Annotated in this window: 17 protein-coding genes and 1 pseudogene; 5 read left to right on the top strand and 13 right to left on the bottom strand. The window is 72.5% G+C overall.

The genetic code is table 11. From position 1 onward, the window contains the following. Positions 1-3 precede the first annotated feature (3 nt). Positions 4-165, bottom strand: coding sequence for a hypothetical protein (locus tag NEH16_RS25570; protein WP_265545173.1), 162 nt, complete (start codon positions 163-165; stop codon positions 4-6). A 74-nt stretch (positions 166-239) separates the two neighbouring features. Here NEH16_RS25570 and NEH16_RS25565 point away from each other — a divergent pair, with 74 nt between their 5' ends. Continuing rightward, a complete protein-coding gene (locus NEH16_RS25565) occupies positions 240-1133 on the top strand; it encodes a LysR family transcriptional regulator (protein ID WP_265545172.1) in 894 nt (297 codons plus the stop codon). On the opposite strand, the gene NEH16_RS25560 is transcribed toward NEH16_RS25565, so the two are convergent. From NEH16_RS25560 to NEH16_RS25550, 3 genes are read right to left on the bottom strand one after another with little or no spacing between them, the layout of a single operon-like run. Continuing rightward, complete coding sequence (locus NEH16_RS25560) at positions 1123-1716, bottom strand: TetR/AcrR family transcriptional regulator (protein WP_018103668.1); 594 nt, start codon at positions 1714-1716, stop codon at positions 1123-1125. The two genes, NEH16_RS25565 and NEH16_RS25560, sit on opposite strands and share 11 nt — an antisense overlap. Before the next feature lie 39 nt (positions 1717-1755). Then, positions 1756-3414 carry a class I adenylate-forming enzyme family protein gene (locus tag NEH16_RS25555; RefSeq protein WP_265545171.1) on the bottom strand — a complete coding sequence of 553 codons (1659 nt, stop codon included), beginning with the start codon at positions 3412-3414 and terminating at the stop codon, positions 1756-1758. Beyond that, on the bottom strand, positions 3411-4175 hold the full coding sequence (locus NEH16_RS25550) for an SDR family oxidoreductase (protein WP_265545170.1): 765 nt from the start codon (positions 4173-4175) through the stop codon (positions 3411-3413). Before NEH16_RS25550 ends, NEH16_RS25555 begins: the two co-directional genes overlap by 4 nt. Positions 4176-4376: 201 nt before the next feature. On the opposite strand from NEH16_RS25550, the gene NEH16_RS25545 reads away from it, so the two are divergent. Further along, complete coding sequence (locus NEH16_RS25545) at positions 4377-5669, top strand: exo-beta-N-acetylmuramidase NamZ family protein (RefSeq protein ID WP_265545169.1); 1293 nt, start codon at positions 4377-4379, stop codon at positions 5667-5669. 88 nt (positions 5670-5757) lie between these two features. Here the strand turns inward: NEH16_RS25545 and NEH16_RS25540 are convergent. Beyond that, a pseudogene (locus NEH16_RS25540) lies at positions 5758-8594 on the bottom strand (penicillin acylase family protein). 229 nt (positions 8595-8823) lie between these two features. Here NEH16_RS25540 and NEH16_RS25535 point away from each other — a divergent pair. Next, positions 8824-9435, top strand: a complete 612-nt coding sequence (locus NEH16_RS25535; protein WP_073968047.1) for a hypothetical protein — start codon at positions 8824-8826, stop codon at positions 9433-9435. A gap of 48 nt (positions 9436-9483) precedes the next feature. Here the strand turns inward: NEH16_RS25535 and soxR are convergent, their stop codons facing one another. Further along, positions 9484-10014 carry a redox-sensitive transcriptional activator SoxR gene (gene soxR, locus NEH16_RS25530; protein WP_265545167.1) on the bottom strand — a complete coding sequence of 177 codons (531 nt, stop codon included), beginning with the start codon at positions 10012-10014 and terminating at the stop codon, positions 9484-9486. A 129-nt stretch (positions 10015-10143) separates the two neighbouring features. Between soxR and NEH16_RS25525 the strand changes: the two genes are divergently transcribed. Continuing rightward, positions 10144-10605 carry a MaoC family dehydratase gene (locus NEH16_RS25525; RefSeq protein WP_073968049.1) on the top strand — a complete coding sequence of 154 codons (462 nt, stop codon included), beginning with the start codon at positions 10144-10146 and terminating at the stop codon, positions 10603-10605. Between the two features lie 71 nt (positions 10606-10676). On the opposite strand, the gene NEH16_RS25520 is transcribed toward NEH16_RS25525, so the two are convergent. From NEH16_RS25520 to NEH16_RS25510, 3 genes are all read right to left on the bottom strand, one after another. Next, complete coding sequence (locus tag NEH16_RS25520) at positions 10677-11300, bottom strand: TetR/AcrR family transcriptional regulator (RefSeq protein WP_018103660.1); 624 nt, start codon at positions 11298-11300, stop codon at positions 10677-10679. Positions 11301-11382: 82 nt separating this feature from the next. Continuing rightward, positions 11383-11673: a YiaA/YiaB family inner membrane protein gene (locus NEH16_RS25515; protein WP_265545165.1), complete on the bottom strand. Its 291-nt coding sequence runs from the start codon at positions 11671-11673 to the stop codon at positions 11383-11385. A 59-nt stretch (positions 11674-11732) separates the two neighbouring features. Then, entirely contained in the window at positions 11733-12884 is a 1152-nt protein-coding gene (locus tag NEH16_RS25510; RefSeq protein WP_265545163.1) for an acyl-CoA dehydrogenase family protein, read from the bottom strand. Positions 12885-12949: 65 nt separating this feature from the next. Between NEH16_RS25510 and NEH16_RS25505 the strand changes: the two genes are divergently transcribed. After that, a complete protein-coding gene (locus NEH16_RS25505) occupies positions 12950-13606 on the top strand; it encodes a TetR/AcrR family transcriptional regulator (RefSeq protein ID WP_265545161.1) in 657 nt (218 codons plus the stop codon). Here NEH16_RS25505 and NEH16_RS25500 read toward each other — a convergent pair. The 4 genes from NEH16_RS25500 to NEH16_RS25485 form a co-directional block, all read right to left on the bottom strand. After that, the gene (locus NEH16_RS25500; protein ID WP_265545159.1) at positions 13603-14682 is read right to left on the bottom strand and encodes a Zn-dependent alcohol dehydrogenase; all 1080 of its coding nucleotides are present in this window, start codon (positions 14680-14682) and stop codon (positions 13603-13605) included. The two genes, NEH16_RS25505 and NEH16_RS25500, sit on opposite strands and share 4 nt — an antisense overlap. A 44-nt stretch (positions 14683-14726) precedes the next feature. Beyond that, entirely contained in the window at positions 14727-16121 is a 1395-nt protein-coding gene (locus tag NEH16_RS25495; protein ID WP_265545157.1) for an aldehyde dehydrogenase family protein, read from the bottom strand. 106 nt (positions 16122-16227) lie between these two features. Continuing rightward, positions 16228-17586: an ABC transporter ATP-binding protein gene (locus NEH16_RS25490; RefSeq protein ID WP_265545156.1), complete on the bottom strand. Its 1359-nt coding sequence runs from the start codon at positions 17584-17586 to the stop codon at positions 16228-16230. Positions 17587-17723: 137 nt separating this feature from the next. Then, on the bottom strand, positions 17724-18341 hold the full coding sequence (locus NEH16_RS25485; RefSeq protein WP_073968055.1) for a TetR/AcrR family transcriptional regulator: 618 nt from the start codon (positions 18339-18341) through the stop codon (positions 17724-17726). Positions 18342-18348 lie beyond the last annotated feature (7 nt).

The raw sequence follows: 18348 nt of genomic DNA, 5'->3' as shown, positions 1-18348 counted from the left end.
GGTTCAATAGCCCCCGGTCGGTACGTGATCGGCCAGGGCCAGTTCGCGGGCGAAGGCCCGTACCCGCAGCAGGGTGCGGGCCAGCAGCCGGACCGGGAGGGGGCGGCGGCCGTAGGCCGCGGTCCACAGGGCGGGGATGCGGGTGGAGCTCTGGATGTGCGCCATGAATCCAGCTTGGCGCCGGTCCCGGAGGCGGTCCAACAGATGGATTCGCTGCGAGCCATCGATAATGTAGATGCATGGAGATTCGCCAGCTCCGCCACTTCATGGCGGTGGTGACGCACGGCAGCTTCACCGCCGCCGCCCGCGCCGAACTCATCGTGCAGTCGGCGCTGAGCACGTCCGTGCGCAACCTGGAACGGGAGCTGGGCGCCGAACTCTTCGACCGCACCGGCCGCCGGGTCGTCCTCACCGAGGCGGGCCGGGCGCTGCTGCCCGCCGCGCGCACCGTGCTCGCGGGTACGGACGCCGCCCGGGACGCGGTCGCGGCCGTCTCGGGGCTGGCCACCGGGCGGGTCCGGGTCGGCACGATCCAGACGCTGACCTGCGTCGACCTGGCCGCCGAGCTGGCCGCGTTCCACCGGCTGTGGCCCGGGGTGCAGATCTCCCTGCGCGAGGCGACGACACCGGAGCTGGTGGCGGCGGTGCGCGCCGGGGAGCTGGACCTCGCCTATCTGGCGCCGGACACCGCCGACCTGCCCGAGGGCATCACCGCCTTCGCCACCTGGCACGAGGAGCTGGTGCTGATCACCGCGCCCGGGCACCCCCTCGCGACGGCCGGTCGCACCCTGATCAAGGACCTCGCCGACGAGCCGTTCGTGGACTTCCGGGCGGGTACGGGCCTGGAGACGGCGGTGCGCCGGCTGGCCGCGCACTGCGGTCTGGAACGCCGGATCACCTGTGACGTCACGCAGATCCGGCTGCTGGTCGACCTCGTCCGGGCGGGCATCGGGGTGGCGATCGTGCCGCGCCGGATCGGCCAGGACGCGGGGCTGCCGTGCGTGACCATCCGGCAGCCCGAGCCGGGCCGGACGGTGCTGCTGGTGGGCCGGGCGCCCCGGCCGCGCAACCCGGCGGCGGAAGCGCTGCTCGGGCAGCTGTGCGGCGAGGAGCCCGTCCCCGTTACGGTCTGAGCGCCCGGAGCAGCAGGTCGGCCAGGTGGTCCGCGACCTCCTGCGGGGTGAGGGGGCCGTCCGGCCGGTACCAGGTCGACAGGTGGTGGACCGAGCCGAAGTGGTAGTCCACGATGAGGTCCGCCGGGGTGGCCGTGGAGAAGACCCCGCTGCGCTGGCCCTCCTCGACCAGGGCGCGGAAGCGCTCGTGGTAGCGCCGCCGCTCGCCCCGTACCTGCTTGTTCTTCTCCGGGCTCAGGTGGTGCATGGAGCGGAAGAAGATCGAGGCGTCGTCCAGGTTCTCGATGGTGGTGACGACCACGTCGGCCGCGGCGTCCCGCAGCCGCTGCTCGATCGGCGCCTCGGCGTTCGCGAAGGCGTCGAGCCGCTCCTGCTGGAGGCGCAGCACCCGGGCGTACACCTCCTGGAGCAGGTCCTCCTTGGAGCCGAAGTAGTGGTACAGCGCCCCCTTGGTGACGCCGGCCGCCTCCACGATCTCCTGCACCGAGGTGCGGTCGTAGCCCTGCTCGGCGAAGAGCCGGGTGGCGGCGGCCAGCAGTCGCTGCGGGACGGGGGTGCCGCTCCCGTCCGTCTCCTTGGCCATAGCCGCCGCCTTCCTTCCGTGCGTACGCGTATGTCTGTTCTAGCGGGCTGAACGCAGTTCCCGCCTGAGGATCTTCCCACTTGCCGTCTTGGGCAGCTCGGCCAGGATCTCGACCTCGCGCGGGTACTTGTACGCGGCGAGCCGTTCCTTGCAGTACGCGCCCAGCTCGTCCGGTTCCACGGACGCGCCCGGGCGCAGGCTGACGTAGGCCCGGACGGTCTCGCCCCGGTAGGCGTCGGGCACGCCGACGACGGCGGCCTCGCGGACGGCCGGGTGCGTGTAGAGGACGTCCTCCACCTCGCGGGGCCACACCTTGAAGCCGGAGGCGTTGATCATGTCCTTCTTGCGGTCGACCACGTAGAGCCAGCCCTCGCGGTCCATGAAGCCGATGTCGCCGGTGCGCAGCTCGCCGTCGGGGAAGGCGGCCGCGGTGGCCTCGGGGAGTCCCCAGTAGCCGGAGACGACCTGCGGGCCGCGCACCGCGATCTCGCCCTGCTCCCCGAAGGGCACCTCGGCGCCGTTCTCGTCCAGGATCCGTACGACGGTGTCGGGTCCCGGCACGCCGACCGAGAGGGTGCCGGAGACCGGGTCGACGGGCGCCTCGCGCTCCGGGGGCACGGAGGCGCAGGGGGCGGTGCACTCAGTGAGGCCGTAGCCGTTGCGTATGTACGGGCCGAAGCCCTCCCGGAACTGCTCCACCAGCGCGGGCGGCAGCGGGGCGCCGCCGGAGGAGATGACCTGGAAGGACGCGAAGTGCTCGGGCGTCACGCCGGGCGTGGCGGCCAGCGCCATGAAGGCGGTGGAGGGCCCGACGGTGTACGCGGGGCGGTGCTCGGCGAAGGCGTCGAGGACGACCCCGGGGTGGAAGCGGTAGGCGAGGACGAGGGTGCCGCCGTTGGTGAGGCAGGCGGCCAGCTGGCAGACCATGCCGGTGATGTGGAAGAGCGGGGCGAGCGCGAAGTAGGCGGCGCCCTCGGGGACGGAGTGGCCGGTGCGCTGGCGTTCGGCGTTGACCATGATGTTGCCGTGGGAGTTCAGGGCGCCCTTGGGGGTGCCGCTGGTCCCGGAGGTGTAGCTGATCAGCGCGGTGTCGGCGGCGGTGAGCTGCCGTCCGGCGGGGGCGGCGAGGCCCTGCCGGGCTACGGCGACCAGGTCGTCGGCGTCCCCGGCGACGGGCAGCCGCTCGAAGTTCAGGACCCGCTCGTCGTTCTCCGTCTGGAGGTCCAGCTCGCAGGCGGTGAGCGCGATCCGGACGCCGGGCGCGGCCGCGGCGGTGTCCCGGAGGTACGCCTCCCAGGCCCGGTCGGCGCAGATCAGGGCGGTGACCTGGGCGTCCTTGAGTACGTGCCCGACCTCGGCGGACTTGTACATCGGGTTGAGCGGGACGACGGTGGCGCCGGCCTTCCAGGCGCCGAGGAGCGCGAGGACGAACTGCGGGGAGTTCTGGAGCATGATCGCGACCCGGTCGCCGCGCTCCAGGCCCCGGGCGGCGAGGTGGCCGGCCACGGAGTCGGACAGCTCGTCCGTCTCGCGGTAGGTGAGGCGGCCGTCGAAGTAGGCGAGCGCCGGATGGCCCGGGGTGCGGTCCACGGACTCACGGAAGGCGTGCACCAGGGTCTCGGCGGGGTGGACGGGGGCCCGCTGGGCCTCGCTGAGCAGCGGGAGCCAGGGCTTCGCCGCGTAGATGGACTCGGTCATGCTCCGGTCTCCTCCCAGGTGCGCTGGAGGCGGTTCATCCCACGGATCCAGCGGTCGGTGTCGGCGGCCCTGGCTTCGTAGTAGCCGGCGACCTCGGGGTGCGGCAGGACCAGGAAGCGGTCCTCGGCCATGGCGTCGAACAGGGCGTCCGCGACGGCCTCGGGCTCGATGGCGCCGGGGGCGAGGACGAGTTCGCCGGCCGATCCGGCGGCGGTGAGCATGTCCGTACGCACGCCCTGCGGGCAGATGGCGTGGACCTTCACGCCCCGGTGCCGGTAGGTCAGCGACAGCCACTCCGCGAAGGCGACCGCGCCGTGCTTGGTGACGCTGTACGGGGCCGCGCCGATCATGGTGAGCAGCCCGGCGGCGGACGCGGTGGCGACGAACCGGCCGCTGCCGCGCTCCAGCCAGTCCGGGAGCAGCGCGCGGGCCGCCCGGACGTGGGCCATCACGTTGACGTCCCAGGCCGCGGCCCAGACCTCCTCGTCGGCCATCGGGTCGCCGGGCGAGGCGAGGCCCGCGTTGGCGCAGTACACGTCGACGGTGCCGTCCAGGGCGTCCCGGGCGGTGTCCACGATCCGGGAGGCGTCCCCGGCGACGGCGGTGGCGCCGATCTCGTCGGCCAGCGCCTCGATCCGGGACGCGTCGAGGTCGTTGACGACGACCCGTGCGCCCTCGGCGGCGAATCTGCGGGCGAGGGCGGCGCCGATGCCGCCTCCGGCCCCGGTGACCACCACGCCCGCGCCCTGCACCGTACTCATCGCTCTCGCACCTCTCAGCCGACTACACCGGCAGACTAACCAGTCGGTATGTCGTGTGGGAAGGGGTGTCGTGCGGGAAGGGGTGGCGGCGTCCCATCGGCCACTCCCGGCGCGGCAGGCCCGTCCGACACGTTCCCCCGGGCCGCTCGGCGCGCTAGCGTGCGTGGCCATGACACTCGTCGCGATCTTGGAGGTAGCCGAATGAGCCTGTCCAGGCGTGGTTTGCTGACCGCCGGCGGTGCGATGGGAGCCCTCGCGGCCACGGCCGCATCGGCCGGCCCCGCGGCCGCCGGTGCGTCGCACGGCAAGGGCCACGGGCACGGGAACGGCCACGGGGGCGGGCAGCGGGTCCGTACCGGCTTCGACCGGCTGGCTGCGGACGGCTACGCCCTGCTGAAGGGGCAGCGCGTCGGCATCGTCACCAACCCGACCGGGATCACGTCCGACGTCCGGCACATCGTGGACGTGATGCACCCGGACGACCGGGTGAACCTCACCGCCGTCTTCGGCCCCGAGCACGGCTTCCGGGGCACCGCGCAGGCGGGCGGCTCGGAGGGGCGTTACGACGACCCGGCGACCGGGCTCCCGGTCTACGACACGTACCTGAAGAGCGGTCAGGCGCTCGCGGACATCTTCACCGCGTCCGGTGTGGACACCATCGTCTTCGACATCCAGGACGCGGGTGCCCGCTTCTACACGTACATCTGGACGCTGTACGACTGCATGGAGGCCGCCGCGCTCGCGGGCAAGAAGTTCGTCGTGCTCGACCGGCCGAACCCGGTGACCGGGCGGGCGGCGCTCGGGCCGGTCCTGGACCCGGCGTTCGGCACGTTCGTGGGCCGCCGGGAGATCTCCCAGGCGCACGGGATGACCGTGACCGAGCTGGCGCTGCTGTTCAACGGGGAGTTCCTGAAGGCCCGCCCGGCCGAGCTGGAGATCGTGAAGATGTCGGGCTGGTCGCGCTCCGACTTCTTCGACGCGACGGGCCTGCCGTGGGTGCCGCCGAGCCCCAACATGCCGACGCCCGACACGGCGCTCGTCTACTCCGGCACCTGCATGTTCGAGGGGACGAACCTCTCCGAGGGGCGCGGCACGACCCGCCCGTTCGAACTGCTGGGCGCGGAGGGCATCGACCACAAGTGGGCGGACGCGGCCAACGCGCTGGAACTGCCCGGAGTGGCGTTCCGCGAGGCGTACTTCGCGCCGACGTTCTCGAAGTTCCAGGGCGTCACGGTGGGCGGGGTGCAGCTGCACGTCCTGGACCGCGAGGTCTTCGACCCGGTGCGTACGGGGATCGCGCTGCTGATCACCGCGAAGCGGACGTGGAGCGGGTTCGCGTGGCGGTCGGACAACTGGATCGACAAGCTGACGGGGAACACGCGGGTGCGGACGATGATCGATGCGGGGGCGGACGTGGACGAGGTGGTCGGCGCGTGGGCGTCGGACCTCGCGAAGTTCCGGGCCGTGCGGAAGCGGTATCTGCAGTACCGGTGAGGGTCGGGCGGGCCCGCGTGGAGCGGTGATGCGGGTGCGGGCCCGCCCTGCGCAGTGGTTCCGTCCTCGAACGCCGGACGGGCTGGGTTTACCGGTGGCTCGGGAACTCCACCACCTGCTGGTACGTCGGGCGGTTCTGCCAGTGGATGGCCTTCTGGGCGATGCCGCCCAGCGCACGGTGGATGATCGAGTCCGTGCACCACTGGTCGCCGGCCTTGCAGCTGTCGTCGGCCGGGTAGACCTCGGCCGCCGGCACCGCCGCCGCCTCCTTGAGCGAGTTCAGCAGCGCCGTACGGCAGGCGCTCAGGTCGCCGCCGCCGCAGTACGACTTGGCCAGCGGGCCCTTGACCGGCTGCCCGAGCACCTGGCGCAGGTCCTTGTCGGCGAAGCCCCACCAGCCGTACTGGAAGGCCGATCCGCTGTGCGCCCCGCTCGGCCCGTGGCTGGCGGCCGGGGACTCGTCGGTGGCGAGGTTCGCGGTGAGCGCCCCGTACAGGTCGTCACCGAGCCCCGGGCGGAACTCCGCCTCGATCAGCCTCGGCCACCACGCGTCCATGATCCGGACCGCGTCGGCGTGGGCGTACGCGTGCGAACCGGGGCTCGTCTCCTTGCGCTGGGCGCCCGCCGCGCGCCAGGAGTCCAGCTGCTGGACCGCCGCGTTCAGGTCCGGGTCGGTGACCGGCTGGGAGCGGATGACCTTCAGCAGCTCGGGCAGCAACTGCTCGCCGCGCAGGTCGGTGAGGGCCGCGTCCGCCATGGCCCGGGTGAGCGAGGCGCGGGTCACGCCGCCCTCGGCGACGAGGGCCGAGACCCGGTCGTCCAGCAGGTCGCCGCGGTGCACCGCGCTGAGCCCGAAGCCCGAAGCGGCGTACCCCTCGGCCTGCTTGTTGTTCCAGGAGATGTAGTAGTCCTGGCCGCTGGAGTGCGGGTGCTCGGCGAAGGCGGTGTACGAGGCGGTGTTGGCGCCCGGCTCGTAGCCCTGCCACTCGTACGCCTTCTCGGCGCGGATCGGGAGCGCCGGGTCGACGCCGGACGGGCGCACCGGGTTCATGCCGCTGTTGTAGTAGGCGGCGGTGCGGGAGTCGGCGTAGAACCAGTTGAAGGCGTAGTCGATGTTGCTCGCCGCCCGCTGGAAGGAGGCCGCGTCGGTGACGTACGCCGGGTCGTTCAGCATCTGGAAGCCGATGATCGAGTCGGCCTCGTGGCGGTACGTCGAGCGGAGCGTGGTGTACGCGACGGGCTTGCCGCCCACGGTGGCGCGGTGGGTGACGATGCCGTAGTTCGTGCGCCAGACCTGCATGCGGTACGAGCCCTTGGCGGTGGAGTCCGCGACGGTCGGCTTCCAGGAGTTGGTCTTCTCCATCTTCTCCATCGCGGTGCAGGTGCCCCGGTAGAGGTAGTGCGTGGAGTCCTTGGTGGGCGTGGAGCCGTCGGGCTCGCAGAGGTCGATCGCGTACGTGTCGGTGATGTCCTGGCCCGCCGAGGTGGCGCTCCAGGCGTAGTCCTGGCCCCGGCCCATCTGGATGTACATGCCGACACCGGCGAAGGAGACGCCGCGCGCGCTGATGCCGGGGCCCTGGAGCTCCTGGAGCATCATCAGCTGCGGGGCGAAGTAGCCGGTCTGCGGCCCGAACACGGCGATCGGGTGTCCGCTCGCGGTGCTCTTGCCGGACACCACCAGGGCGTTGGACATCCCGCGCTTCTGGGCGCCGGAGCCGGACCCGGGCAGCGAGCCCTCCGGGATGACGCCGTTGTCGAAGATGCCCTGCGCCTTCTTGAGCGTGGAGGGCGCCTTGACCGGGGCCTTCACGCCCGTGCCCGCGGAGCCGGTGCGGTCGTAAATGAGGGGCTCGGCGGTGACGGAACCCCGGTCCGGGAGGGCCGTGCCGACGGCGTTCTCGGGCTTGTTGGCGTACGGGAAGGAGGTGCCGTCGTGGATCGTGAGCACGGCCTCGGGGTCGTTGCGCTGGCGGAACGACTCCCAGACCTTCGTGCCCTCGGCGACGCCGTACTTCTGCTGCGCGGAGAGCAGCGACAGGGCCGCCTGGACCTCGCCGCCGCCCCCGCCGCCGAACTGGCCGCCGACGACCGAGGCGATGGAGATCAGGTCGGTCAGCTTGAACGGCTGGATCTCGCCGATGTTCGTGATGGCGTCGATCTTGCCGGTCAGGACGTACTCGCCGGGGAAGTAGCGGCCGTCCTTGGACTTCTTGCGGTAGGCGTTGATGCCGTCGACGTACGCCTGCGCGTCCGCCATGGCCTGTTCGCCCCTGGCCCCCTCATGGGTCCTGATGTAGTCGACCTGGGCCTCCAGATCGGCTTCGGTGTACGGGGCCTGCGGCCAGAACTGCTGCTCCAGGCCCTGGTTGGCGAGGGCCCCGCCGGCGAACGAGGTCAGCTCGCCGCGCCCGATGTGCCGGAAGAGGTCCATCAGCCACAGCCGGTCCTGCCCGGCCGCGTACCCGGCGCCGAACTCGGTGCCGTAGCGCGTCGTGCCCTTGATGTGCGGGACGCCGGAGGACTTGTCGCGGGTGATGGTGACGTCGTCGCGCGGCGAGGTGACGGACTCGACCTGGTCCTTCGGGACGCCGAACGAGGCGTCGTTGAAGAAGTCGGTGAGCTTCTGGTCGGTGAGCCCGGTGTGCCCGGCGACCAGCCCGTTGTAGCGGTCGAGCTGGTCGTCGCTGTGCGCGGGATGGGTGCCGAACGCCTTGTTGCCCAGGATCTCCACCAGGGTGGCGTTGCCGTTCTCGCCGGGCGGCAGGATGTCGTCGCACTGGCCCTGGCAGTAGTCGGGGACGGGGTCCGCCTCCGCGGCGCCCGCGTGGGGGCGGCGGCGAGCAGGGACGTGCCGAGGGCGAGAGCCGCGGCGAGGGCGGCGGCTCTGGTGGTACCGGTGCGGGTCATACGGGTGCGTGGGGGCATGCGTACTCCTCCGAGAGGCCGATGCGCCGCAGGTTACTGGCGGTATGACCGGCCGGTAAGATGAACATCGGTCACCTTTTCCGAATCGCCACATGCCGCCGGATTCTGTGCGGCGTCTCATCTTTCGGACGGTTCGGCCTTTGGATGGAGCCGATCCGGGCAGGCGTACGTCCATCCCCTGACGCCGAAGTACGGGCGACGGAGTACGAGCGACGGAGGTGGCGGCTCAATGGCCGGTTTCCGGAGTCTGGCGAGACAGGTCCGCGACCCGAGAAGCGATCTGGCGCTGCGGCGGTACTCGCTGCGCAAGTGCCTGGAACGCTTCGCCCCCTATGGGCACCGGGCGACCTGGGACCATCTGTGCGCACGGCACGGCATAGCCCCCGAGGACCGGGCCCCGGACCCGGTGCGACTGGTGCGGGCACTGGACGAGCTGGAACGGGCCCGCACGGTCTGGCTCGGTTACGAGGCGGGGTTCGCGGAGCGCCGCAGGCGCGAGAAGCACCGGGGGCTGCGTCGGCCCGGTGCCTTCGACGACTGGCACCGGCGCACCTGGGGCGGCAACGGCGTCGCGCGCTGCGACGACCCGGCGGTCCACCCCTCGGCCCCGCTCGCCGAGGTGCTGGCCCGGCTGATCTCGGCCCTGGAGGCGGAGCCCGGGGCCGGCTGCCCGGTGTGCGGCAAGACCGGGATCACCTGGCGGCACGACCTGGACAGCGAGCCGTGGTCGGGCCCGGTCTGCACGGGGTGCGGGATCGTGGTGCCGCAGCCCGTGCTCACCCCGGCGGCCCTGGCGCGGGCCCGCCGGGACCGGGCGGGCGATCTGGCGACGGTGGCCTGAGGGACGGACGGGCGGCCCGCCGCGCGCGGACCGCCCGGCACGCGTCGGTCAGCAGCAGCCCTCGGCGCTCTCCGCCGGTTCACGCTTCGCCGGTGCGCGGTCGGCCGGTGCGCGGTCCGCCGCCTTGCGCTCCGGCATCAGGCGCGAGCCGCTGATCTTCTCGCCGCTGATGTCGTCCGGGTTGGACAGGACGCAGGTCTCCAGCGAGAGGCAGCCGCAGCCGATGCAGTCGGTGAGGTGGTCGCGGAGCCGGCCCAGCTGCTTGATCCGGTCGTCCAGCTCGGAGCGCCAGGCGTGCGAGAGCCGCGCCCAGTCGTCGCGGTTCGGGGTGCGCTCCTCGGGGAGTTCGGCCAGCGCCTCGCGGATGGTGGCCAGCGGGATGCCCACCCGCTGTGCCGCGCGGACGAAGGCGACCCGGCGCAGCGCGTCCCTGCTGTAGCGGCGCTGGTTGCCGCTGGTGCGGCGGCTGCTGATCAGGCCCTTGGCCTCGTAGAAGTGCAGGGCCGACACGGCGGCGCCGCTGCGCGCGGAGAGCTGGCCGACGGTGAGTTCGTGAAGTGTCTGCGGGATCTGGGGCACCCGTCGAAGCCTACGTCCCCCGCCCGGCCGCCGGTCCGTCGTTGACAGGAACGCACCTGAGCACAATGCTGAGCAAGCGCTTAGACAGCGTGGACGATCAGGAGAGTGTGAAGGGCAGGGAGCAGGGACATGGCTGAGCCGAGGGTCTTCGAGTCCGCGCAGGAGCTGCGGGACGGCGTGGGCGAGCAGCTGGGGTACAGCGACTGGCTGGAGGTCGACCAGAAGCGGATCGACCTGTTCGCCGACGCCACCGGCGACCACCAGTGGATCCATGTGGACCCGGAGAAGGCGGCGGCCGGCCCGTTCGGGAAGACCATCGCGCACGGCTATCTGACGCTGTCGCTGCTGCCGGTGCTCGTCCCGCAGGTGATGGCGGTCGAGGGCGCGAAGATGGGCATCAACTACGGCACCAACAAGGTCCGCTTCCCCTCCCCCGTGCCCGTCGGCTCGCGGGTGCGCGCGACGGCCGTCCTGAAGAGCGTCGAGGAGGCGGGCGGCGGCGTGCAGATCACCGCCGTCGTGACGGTCGAGCGCGAGGGCGGCGACAAGCCGGCCTGCGTCGCCGAGTCGGTGTCGCGCTACTACTTCTGAGCCCGCGCCCGCCCGCGTACGTACGCGAACGCCCCCGGCCCCATAAGGGGACCGGGGGCGTTCGGCCGTGCTCAGCGCCCGGCGGCGACCATCCGCAGCACCAGACCGGCGTACAGCTCGGCGACCTCGTCGGGGGTCCGGCTGCCCTGCGCGTTGAACCAGCGCGCCACGTCGATGCAGAGCGACAGCACCGCGAGCGTGGTGCCCGGCACGTCCGGCACGTCGAACTCGCCGGAGGCGACGCCCTCACCGATGATCCGGCGCACCACCGCGTCGGTCCTGCGGCGCAGCGCGATGATCTCGGTGCGGTGCTCCTCGCCGAGCGCGTCCAGCTCGTACTGGACCACGCGGGCGGTGGTGTGCCGTTCGGCGTGCCAGCGGACGAAGGAGCGTACGGCGGTGGCGAGCCGTTCGGCGGCCGTGCCGTCGCCGTCGGCGGCGGCCTCCAGCACGGCCAGGGCCCGGTCGTGGCCGATCCGGCTGATCCGGTGGAGCAGCTCTTCCTTCGTCTTGTAGTGGATGTAGAGCGCGGCGGGGCTCATTCCGGCGCGGCCCGCGATGTCCCGGGTGGTGGTCGCGTGGTACCCGCGCTCGGCGAAGGCGTCGACGGCCGCGACGAGGAGCCGCCGGGCGGCCTCGGGCGTCACCTCGGCCCACGGCGGGTCCTCGGCGTCGGTCTCCTGCGCCGTGCTCATCTCGCTCGCCCCTCTCAGTCCAGGACGCACACCATACCCCGATCCTGAGCAAGCGCTTAGGGAGACGTTGCGCGGAAGGGCGTCAGAGCTTCTGGAAGGGGTCGTGCTCGGCGAGGATCTTCTCCAGCCGGGCCTGGTCGACCCGGCTGACGAACTGGCCCGCCTCCTGCCGGTCCCGGATGACCTTGGCCAGGGTGAAGCAGGACGTGACCAGGTAGAGGACGCCGATGGCGAGGAAGGCCCGCACCCAGGCGTCGGCGTCGAGGAAGTAGATTCCGAGGGTCACCGCGGCCATCGCGATCCCGAAGGACGCGACGGCCTGCCCGAAGTAGGCGCCGGTGGTCTGCTGTTTGACCGGTGTCGTCTCACTCATGGCGCCCAGCATCCGACGGTATGACGCACACCACATCGGTTCGGATACTCAGACGGTACTCAGAACGCCGAAACCCCGGTCAGGGCGCGGCCGATGATCAGCTTCTGGATCTGGCTGGTGCCCTCGTAGAGCGTCATCACGCGGGCGTCCCGGAGCAGCTTGCCGACCGGGTACTCGTCGATGTAGCCGTAGCCGCCGAAGACCTGGAGCGCGTTGTTGGCGGCGCGGACGGCGGCCTCGGAGGCGAAGAGCTTGGCCCGGGACGCGGCGGTGGCGAAGTCCTGGCCCCGGTCGATGAGGTCGGCGACCCGCCAGGTGAGCAGGCGCGCCGCCTCGACGTCCACGGAGATGTCGCTGATGAGCTCCTGGACGAGCTGGTAGCCCGCGATGGGCCTGCCGAACTGCTCGCGCTCACCGGCGTATCCGACGGCCGCGTCCAGGGCCGCCTGGGCGATGCCGACGCAGCCGGCCGCCACCGACATCCGGCCCTTGGCCAGGGCCGACATGGCGATCGAGAAGCCCTTGCCCTCGGGGCCCAGCAGGGCGCTCGCGGGCACCCGGACGTCCTCCAGGACCAGTTCGGCGGTGGCCTGGCCGCGCAGGCCGAGCTTGCCGTGGATGGTGCGGCGGGTGAGGCCGGGGGTGTCGGCGGGGACCAGGAAGGCGGAGACGCCCTTGTGGCCGGGGGTGTCGTTGGTGCGGGCGAAGAGCAGCACCACGTCGGCCCAGGTGCCGTTGGTGATGAACATCTTGCTGCCGTTGATCACGTAGTCGGCGCCGTCCCGCACGGCCCGGGTCGCCAGGCTGCCCGCGTCCGAGCCGGTGCCGGGTTCGGTGAGCCCGAAGCAGCCGACCGCGTCGCCCGAGGTGAGCCGGGGCAGCCACGCGCGCTTCTGCTCCTCGTCGCCCCAGGCCGCGACGGTCTTGGCGACCAGGCCGAGGGAGACCGAGACGATCCCGCGCACCGAGGAGTCGCCCCGGCCCAGCTCCTCGGTCACCAGGCAGTACGCGAGGTGGTCGCCGCCCGAGCCGCCGCACTCCTCGGGGACGGTCAGGCCGAGGAAGCCGAGGGCGCCGAGCTTCTTGACGATCGACTTGTCGACGTTCTCGGACCGGTCCCACTCGGCCGCGTACGGGGCGACATCGCGGGCCACGAAGTCCCGCGCGAGCTGCCGGACGGCTTCCTGCTCCTCGCTCAGCTCCAGGTTCATCGGCCGCACCCTCCGCTTTAATTAGCACTGCTAGTTTTTGGATCGCAGGGCCTACTATGTGCGGCATGGCCCGCCCGCGCAAGCCCCTCCTGAGCAGAGAACGCATCGTCGAGACGGCGAGCGCCCTCGTGGACGCCGAAGGGCTCGACGCGGTGTCGACCCGTCGGCTGGCGGCCGAGCTGGGGGTCAGCGGGCCCTCGCTGTACAACCACTTCCGCAACAAGGACGAGATCCTGGACGCGGTCGCCGACGCTGTCTCGGCGCAGGTCGACCTGTCGATGTTCGAGGAGTCCGATCCCCGGGACTGGCGGGCCGCGCTGCACGACTGGGCGGTCTCCTACCGGGCCGCGCTGGCCGCGCATCCGCACATCGTCCCGGTGCTCGCCCAGGGCCCCGGGCGCCGCCCGGCCGGTCTGCGGGTCGCGGACGCCGTGTTCGGGGCCATGGTGCGTGCGGGGTGGCCGCCGGCGCAGGCCACGTACATCGGGGCGCTGATGCGTTACTTCATCACCGGCTCGGCGCTCGGCTCCTTCGCGCGGGGCTTCGTGGACGACGAGACGGCGTACGACCCCGCCGACTACCCGCACCTGGGCCAGGCGCACCTGCTGGCCGAGCGGCGGCAGCAGGTGGACGAGGGGGCCTTCGAGACCGGGCTGCGGGCGCTGGTGGACGGGCTGGAGACGCAGTACGCGCAGCTGGAGCCCGCCCGCAAGCGCGCCTAGAACACCACCAGCGCCCGGCCGCCCCTGCCCGCGATCATGTGGTCGAAGGCGGCCGGGATGCCGTCCAGGCCGATGCGTTCGGTGACCATCATGGAGAGGTCGAAGCGGCCCGCGCGGATGTGGTCCGCGAGCACCGGCAGATCGCGGGCCGGGTCGCTGTTCCCGTAGACGCAGCCGGTCAGGGTGCGGCCCCAGTGGAAGATCTCCAGGGCGTTGAAGGTGACCTGCTGGTCCTTGCCGCCGATGCCGACGACCGTGGTGCGGCCGCCCCTGCGGGTGGACTCCCAGGCGCTCCGGATGGTGGCCGCCCGCCCCACGCACTCCACGGCCACGTCCGCGCCCTGGCCCCCGGTCAGCTTCCGGACGTCCCGGGGCGTGGTCTCCGAGGCGATGACGAAGTCCGTGGCGCCCGCCCGGCGGGCCAGCTCCTCCTTCTCCGGGGAGACGTCGACCGCGATGACCTGCGAGGCGCCCGCGATCCGGGCGGACTGGAGCACGGCGAGCCCGACGCCGCCGATGCCGAACACCACGACGGACTCCCCCGCGCGGACCCGGGCGCTGTGGTGGACCGCGCCGTAGCCGGTGAGCACCGCGCAGCCCAGGAGCGCCGCGTCGGTGAGCGGGATGCCGTCCGGGGCGGGCAGCACGCAGTTCCCGGCGACGACGGTCTCCTCCGCGAAGGCGGCGACGTTGAGCCCGGGGTGCAGGTCGGTGCCGTCGGCGGTGCGGGCGTGCAGGTCGGCCGCACCGGCCAGGGCGTTCGCGCAGAGCCACACCTCGCCGATGCCGCAGTGGTGGCAGCTGCCGCAGGAGGGCGCCCAGTTGAGGACGACGCCGTCCCCCGGGGCGACATGGCTGACGCCCTCACCGACCGCGACGACGGTACCGGCGCCCTCGTGGCCGAGGACCGCGGGGACGGGCACCCGCATGGTGCCGTTGGACAGCGAGAGGTCGGAGTGGCAGACCCCGGCGGCCGCGAGGCGGACGCGCACCCGGCCGGGGGCGGGCTCCGGCAGGACGATGTCGGTGATCTCCAGCGGAGCTCCGACGGCGGGCAGTACGGCGGCGCGGACCACGGACTGGCTCCTTGCTGATCGGTGGCTGGTGGGCGGTACGGGGCTCAGAACTGGAGGGACTTGGTCTGGAGGTATTCGGCCAGGCCGTGCGCGCCGAGTTCGCGGCCGACGCCGGACTGCTTGTAGCCGCCGAAGGGCGCGAGCGGGTTGAAGCGGCCGCCGTTGATGTCGACCTGCCCGGTGTCCATCCGGCGGGCGAAGGCCACGGCCGTCTCGTCGCCGGCGGCCCAGACCGCGCCCGCGAGCCCGTAGACCGTGCCGTTGGCGATGCGGAGCGCGTCGTCCTCGTCCTCGTACTTCAGGATCGAGACGACGGGCCCGAAGATCTCCTCCTGGGCGATCGTCATCTCCGGGGTGACGTCGGCGAAGACCGTGGGGCTGACGTAGTAGCCGGTGGCGAGCGGGGCCTCGGGGCCGCCGGCGACGAGGCGGGCGCCCTCCTCGACGCCCTTCTCGATGTAACCGCGCACCCGGGCCTGCTGCTTGGCGTTGACGAGCGGGCCGACCCGGTCCCCCGGCACGTACTTGGCGACGGCCGCCGCCGCGAGCGCCACGGCCTCCTCGTACCGCTCCGCGTCCACCAGCATCCGGGTCCAGGCGCTGCACGTCTGCCCGGAGTTGGACATCACGTTGGCCACGCCCACGTTGACCGCCTTGGCGAGGTCGGCGCCGGGGAGGATGACGTTGGCGGACTTGCCGCCCAGCTCCAGCGCGACGCGCTTGACGGCGGCGCCGGCCGTGGCGCCGATCTGCCGTCCGACCGCGGTGGACCCGGTGAAGGAGACGAGGTCGACGTCCTCGTGCGCGGCGAGGGCCTGTCCGGCGACCGGGCCGAGGCCGGTGACCAGGTTGAACACGCCCGCGGGCAGCCCGGCCTCGGCGACCGCCTCGGCGAAGAGCTGGGCGGTGAGCGGGGTGTCCTCGGCGGGCTTGAGGACGACCGTGCAGCCGGCGGCCAGCGCGGGGGCCACCTTGGCGACGATCTGGTGCAGCGGGTAGTTCCACGGGGTGATCGCGCCGACGACCCCGACGGGCTCCAGGTAGACCGTCGAGTTGCCGTGCCGCTCCTCAAAGGAGTACGTGGCGGCCAGCTCGGCGTACGTTCCGGCGACCAGGACCGGGAGGCCCGCGTGCACGGAGACGGCGAGCGCGGGCGGGGCGCCCAGTTCGGCGGTGACCGTCTCCGCGATCTCCTCCACGCGGACGCCCAGCACGTCGCGGAGCGCGGCGATGCGGGCGGCGCGCTCGGCGGGCGGGGTGGCGGCCCAGCCGGGGAAGGCGGCGCGGGCGGCCCGTACCGCGGCGTCGACGTCCTCGGCGGTGCCGGCCGGGACGTGGCCGATGACCTGCTCGTCCGCCGGGTTCACGACCGCGATCGTGTCCGTTCCCGCGGCGGGCCGCCAGGCGCCGCCGATGTACATGCCGTCGTGGGCCTTCATCGCTGTTCCTCCCGGGCGCGGTGACGGACGGGATCGTCCGGAGCCCAAACTAGCGCTGTTAGTTTTCAGGCGCCAGAGACCCCCGTCACGTACCGGGCCGCCCCGTCTACATGTCCAGCCCCGGCACGTCCTTCGGCAGCGGGCAGATGCGGCGGCCCTGGTGGTCGAAGACGTACAGGTGGGCGAGATCGACCAGCAGGGGCACCTGGCCGCCGGTGCGCAGCATCATGTCGGGCCCGGTCCGCACGACCAGGTCGCTCGCGGTGACGGCGGGGCGGTCCGGGCTGTGCATGCCCGATGGCAGGTCGTCGGCCTCCGGCGCGTCCAGCACGGCGACGGACCCGCCGACGTAGGCGCCGGCGCGCTCCCTGATCCGCTCCAGCACCCCCGTACCGCCCTGGCCGCCGCGCCGCCTGCGCACGGGTCCCCGGTCGGTGCGGGCCGATTCCAGCTCGGGGACCACGGCGGGCCGGGAGCCGGTGTTGAGGTGGACCAGCGCCTCGTGGCCCTGGTATTCGACGTGCTCCACGATGCCGCTGAGCGCGACCTCGCCCGGGCGGGCGTGGCTGGGCGGGGCGATCCGGACCGCCTCCGAGCGGAGGCCGACGATGATCGGGCGGCCCTGCTGGATGCGCAGGAGCTGGTGGTCGGGGCTGAGCGGTTCGGGCAGCGGGAGGCGCTGGCGGCCCAGGTCGATGGACATCCGGCCCTCCAGGGGCGCGTGCACCACGGCCTGGAGGAGGTTGATCCGGGGCGTCCCGATGAACGCGGCGACGAACACGTTCTCCGGCAGGGCGTACACCTCGCGCGGCGGGCTGACCTGCTGGAGGACGCCGCCGCGCATGACGGCGACCCGGTGGCCGAGCGACATGGCCTCGGCCTGGTCGTGGGTCACGTACACGGTGGTGACGCCGAGTTCCTTGGTGAGCTGGGCTATCTCGGCACGCAGGTGGTTGCGGAGCTTGGCGTCGAGGTTGGACAGCGGCTCGTCCATGAGGAAGGCGGAGGGCTGGCGCGAGATGGCCCGGCCCATGGCGACCCGCTGGCGCTCGCCGCCGGAGAGCTGGCCGGGGAGGCGGTCCAGGATGCGCTCGATCCCGAGCATCCTGGCCGTGTTCTCGATGCGCTCGTTGTGGTCGGCGCGCGGGTTCTCCAGCTTCAGCGGGAAGCCGATGTTGGCCCGGTTGGTCATCGTCGGGTACAGCGCGAAGTTCTGGAAGACCATGGCCATCCCGCGTTCGCGCGGGGTGAGGTGGTTGGCCGGTTCGCCGTCGAGGAGGATCTCGCCCTCGCTGGTGTCCTCCAGGCCGGCGATCATGCGGAGCACGGTCGACTTGCCGCAGCCGGAGGGGCCCAGCAGGACGACGAACTCGCCCGGGTCGATGGAGAGCGAGAGACGGTCGACGGCGCGCGGGGACCGTCCGTACGCCTTGCTGACGTTGTTCAGGGTGATGGCGCGAGTCATGTGTTCCGCCCGGGAGGGATGGTGATGGAGCGGTGGGGAGCGGCAGCAGTGGCCCGAAATTAGCCCACTGCGCCCGGTGAGGGAATGACTCGCGCAAAGTTGGGTACGCCCCGGCCGCATTCACAGCCGCGGGGAGGTCAGTCGAGCCTCCGGGCCAGGTAGGCGTGGATGAGTTCGCGGGTCTCGGCGACGAGGGCGTCGTCGCCGGACGGGTCGGTGCGGAAGGCGAGTTTGAGCAGGGCGTCGGCCGCCTCCACGCAGACCAGGATCGCGCGCAGCAGGTCGGCGTCGGCCTCCCGGCCGAGCTGTCCCGCGAGGAGTCCGGTGAGCCGGGACGCGACGCGCTGGTTGGCGTCGTCGGCCGGGTCCTCGTCGGGTGCGGGGGCGCCGAAGTCGACCAGGGCGAAGCCGGGGACGGTGCGCTTCATCGCCAGGTACTCGTCCAGGACGGCGTCGATCGCGCCGCGCCAGTCGGCGGTCTCGATGGCGGTCAGCCGGGCGGTGATGCGCTCGGCGTAGCTGTCCAGGTTGCGGCGGGCCAGCGCGTCGGCCAGGGCCCGCTTGTTGGAGAAGAAGCGGTAGACGGAGCCGATGGGCACCCCGGCCCGCTGGGCCACGGCCCGGGTGGTCAGCTGCTCGTAGCCGATCTCGTCCAGGAGTCCGGCGCAGGCGTCGAGGATCCGGGCGAGGCGTTCGGCGCTGCGCTGCTGCACCGGGGCGCGGCGGAGGTTGTTCGTGTGGGGCACGCCTTCCATGATGCCG

The organism is Streptomyces drozdowiczii, assembly GCF_026167665.1.
Taxonomy (GTDB): domain Bacteria; phylum Actinomycetota; class Actinomycetes; order Streptomycetales; family Streptomycetaceae; genus Streptomyces; species Streptomyces drozdowiczii_A.
The sequence above is the reverse complement of the archived record's forward strand: the minus strand, read 5'-3'. Positions and strand labels throughout refer to the sequence as shown.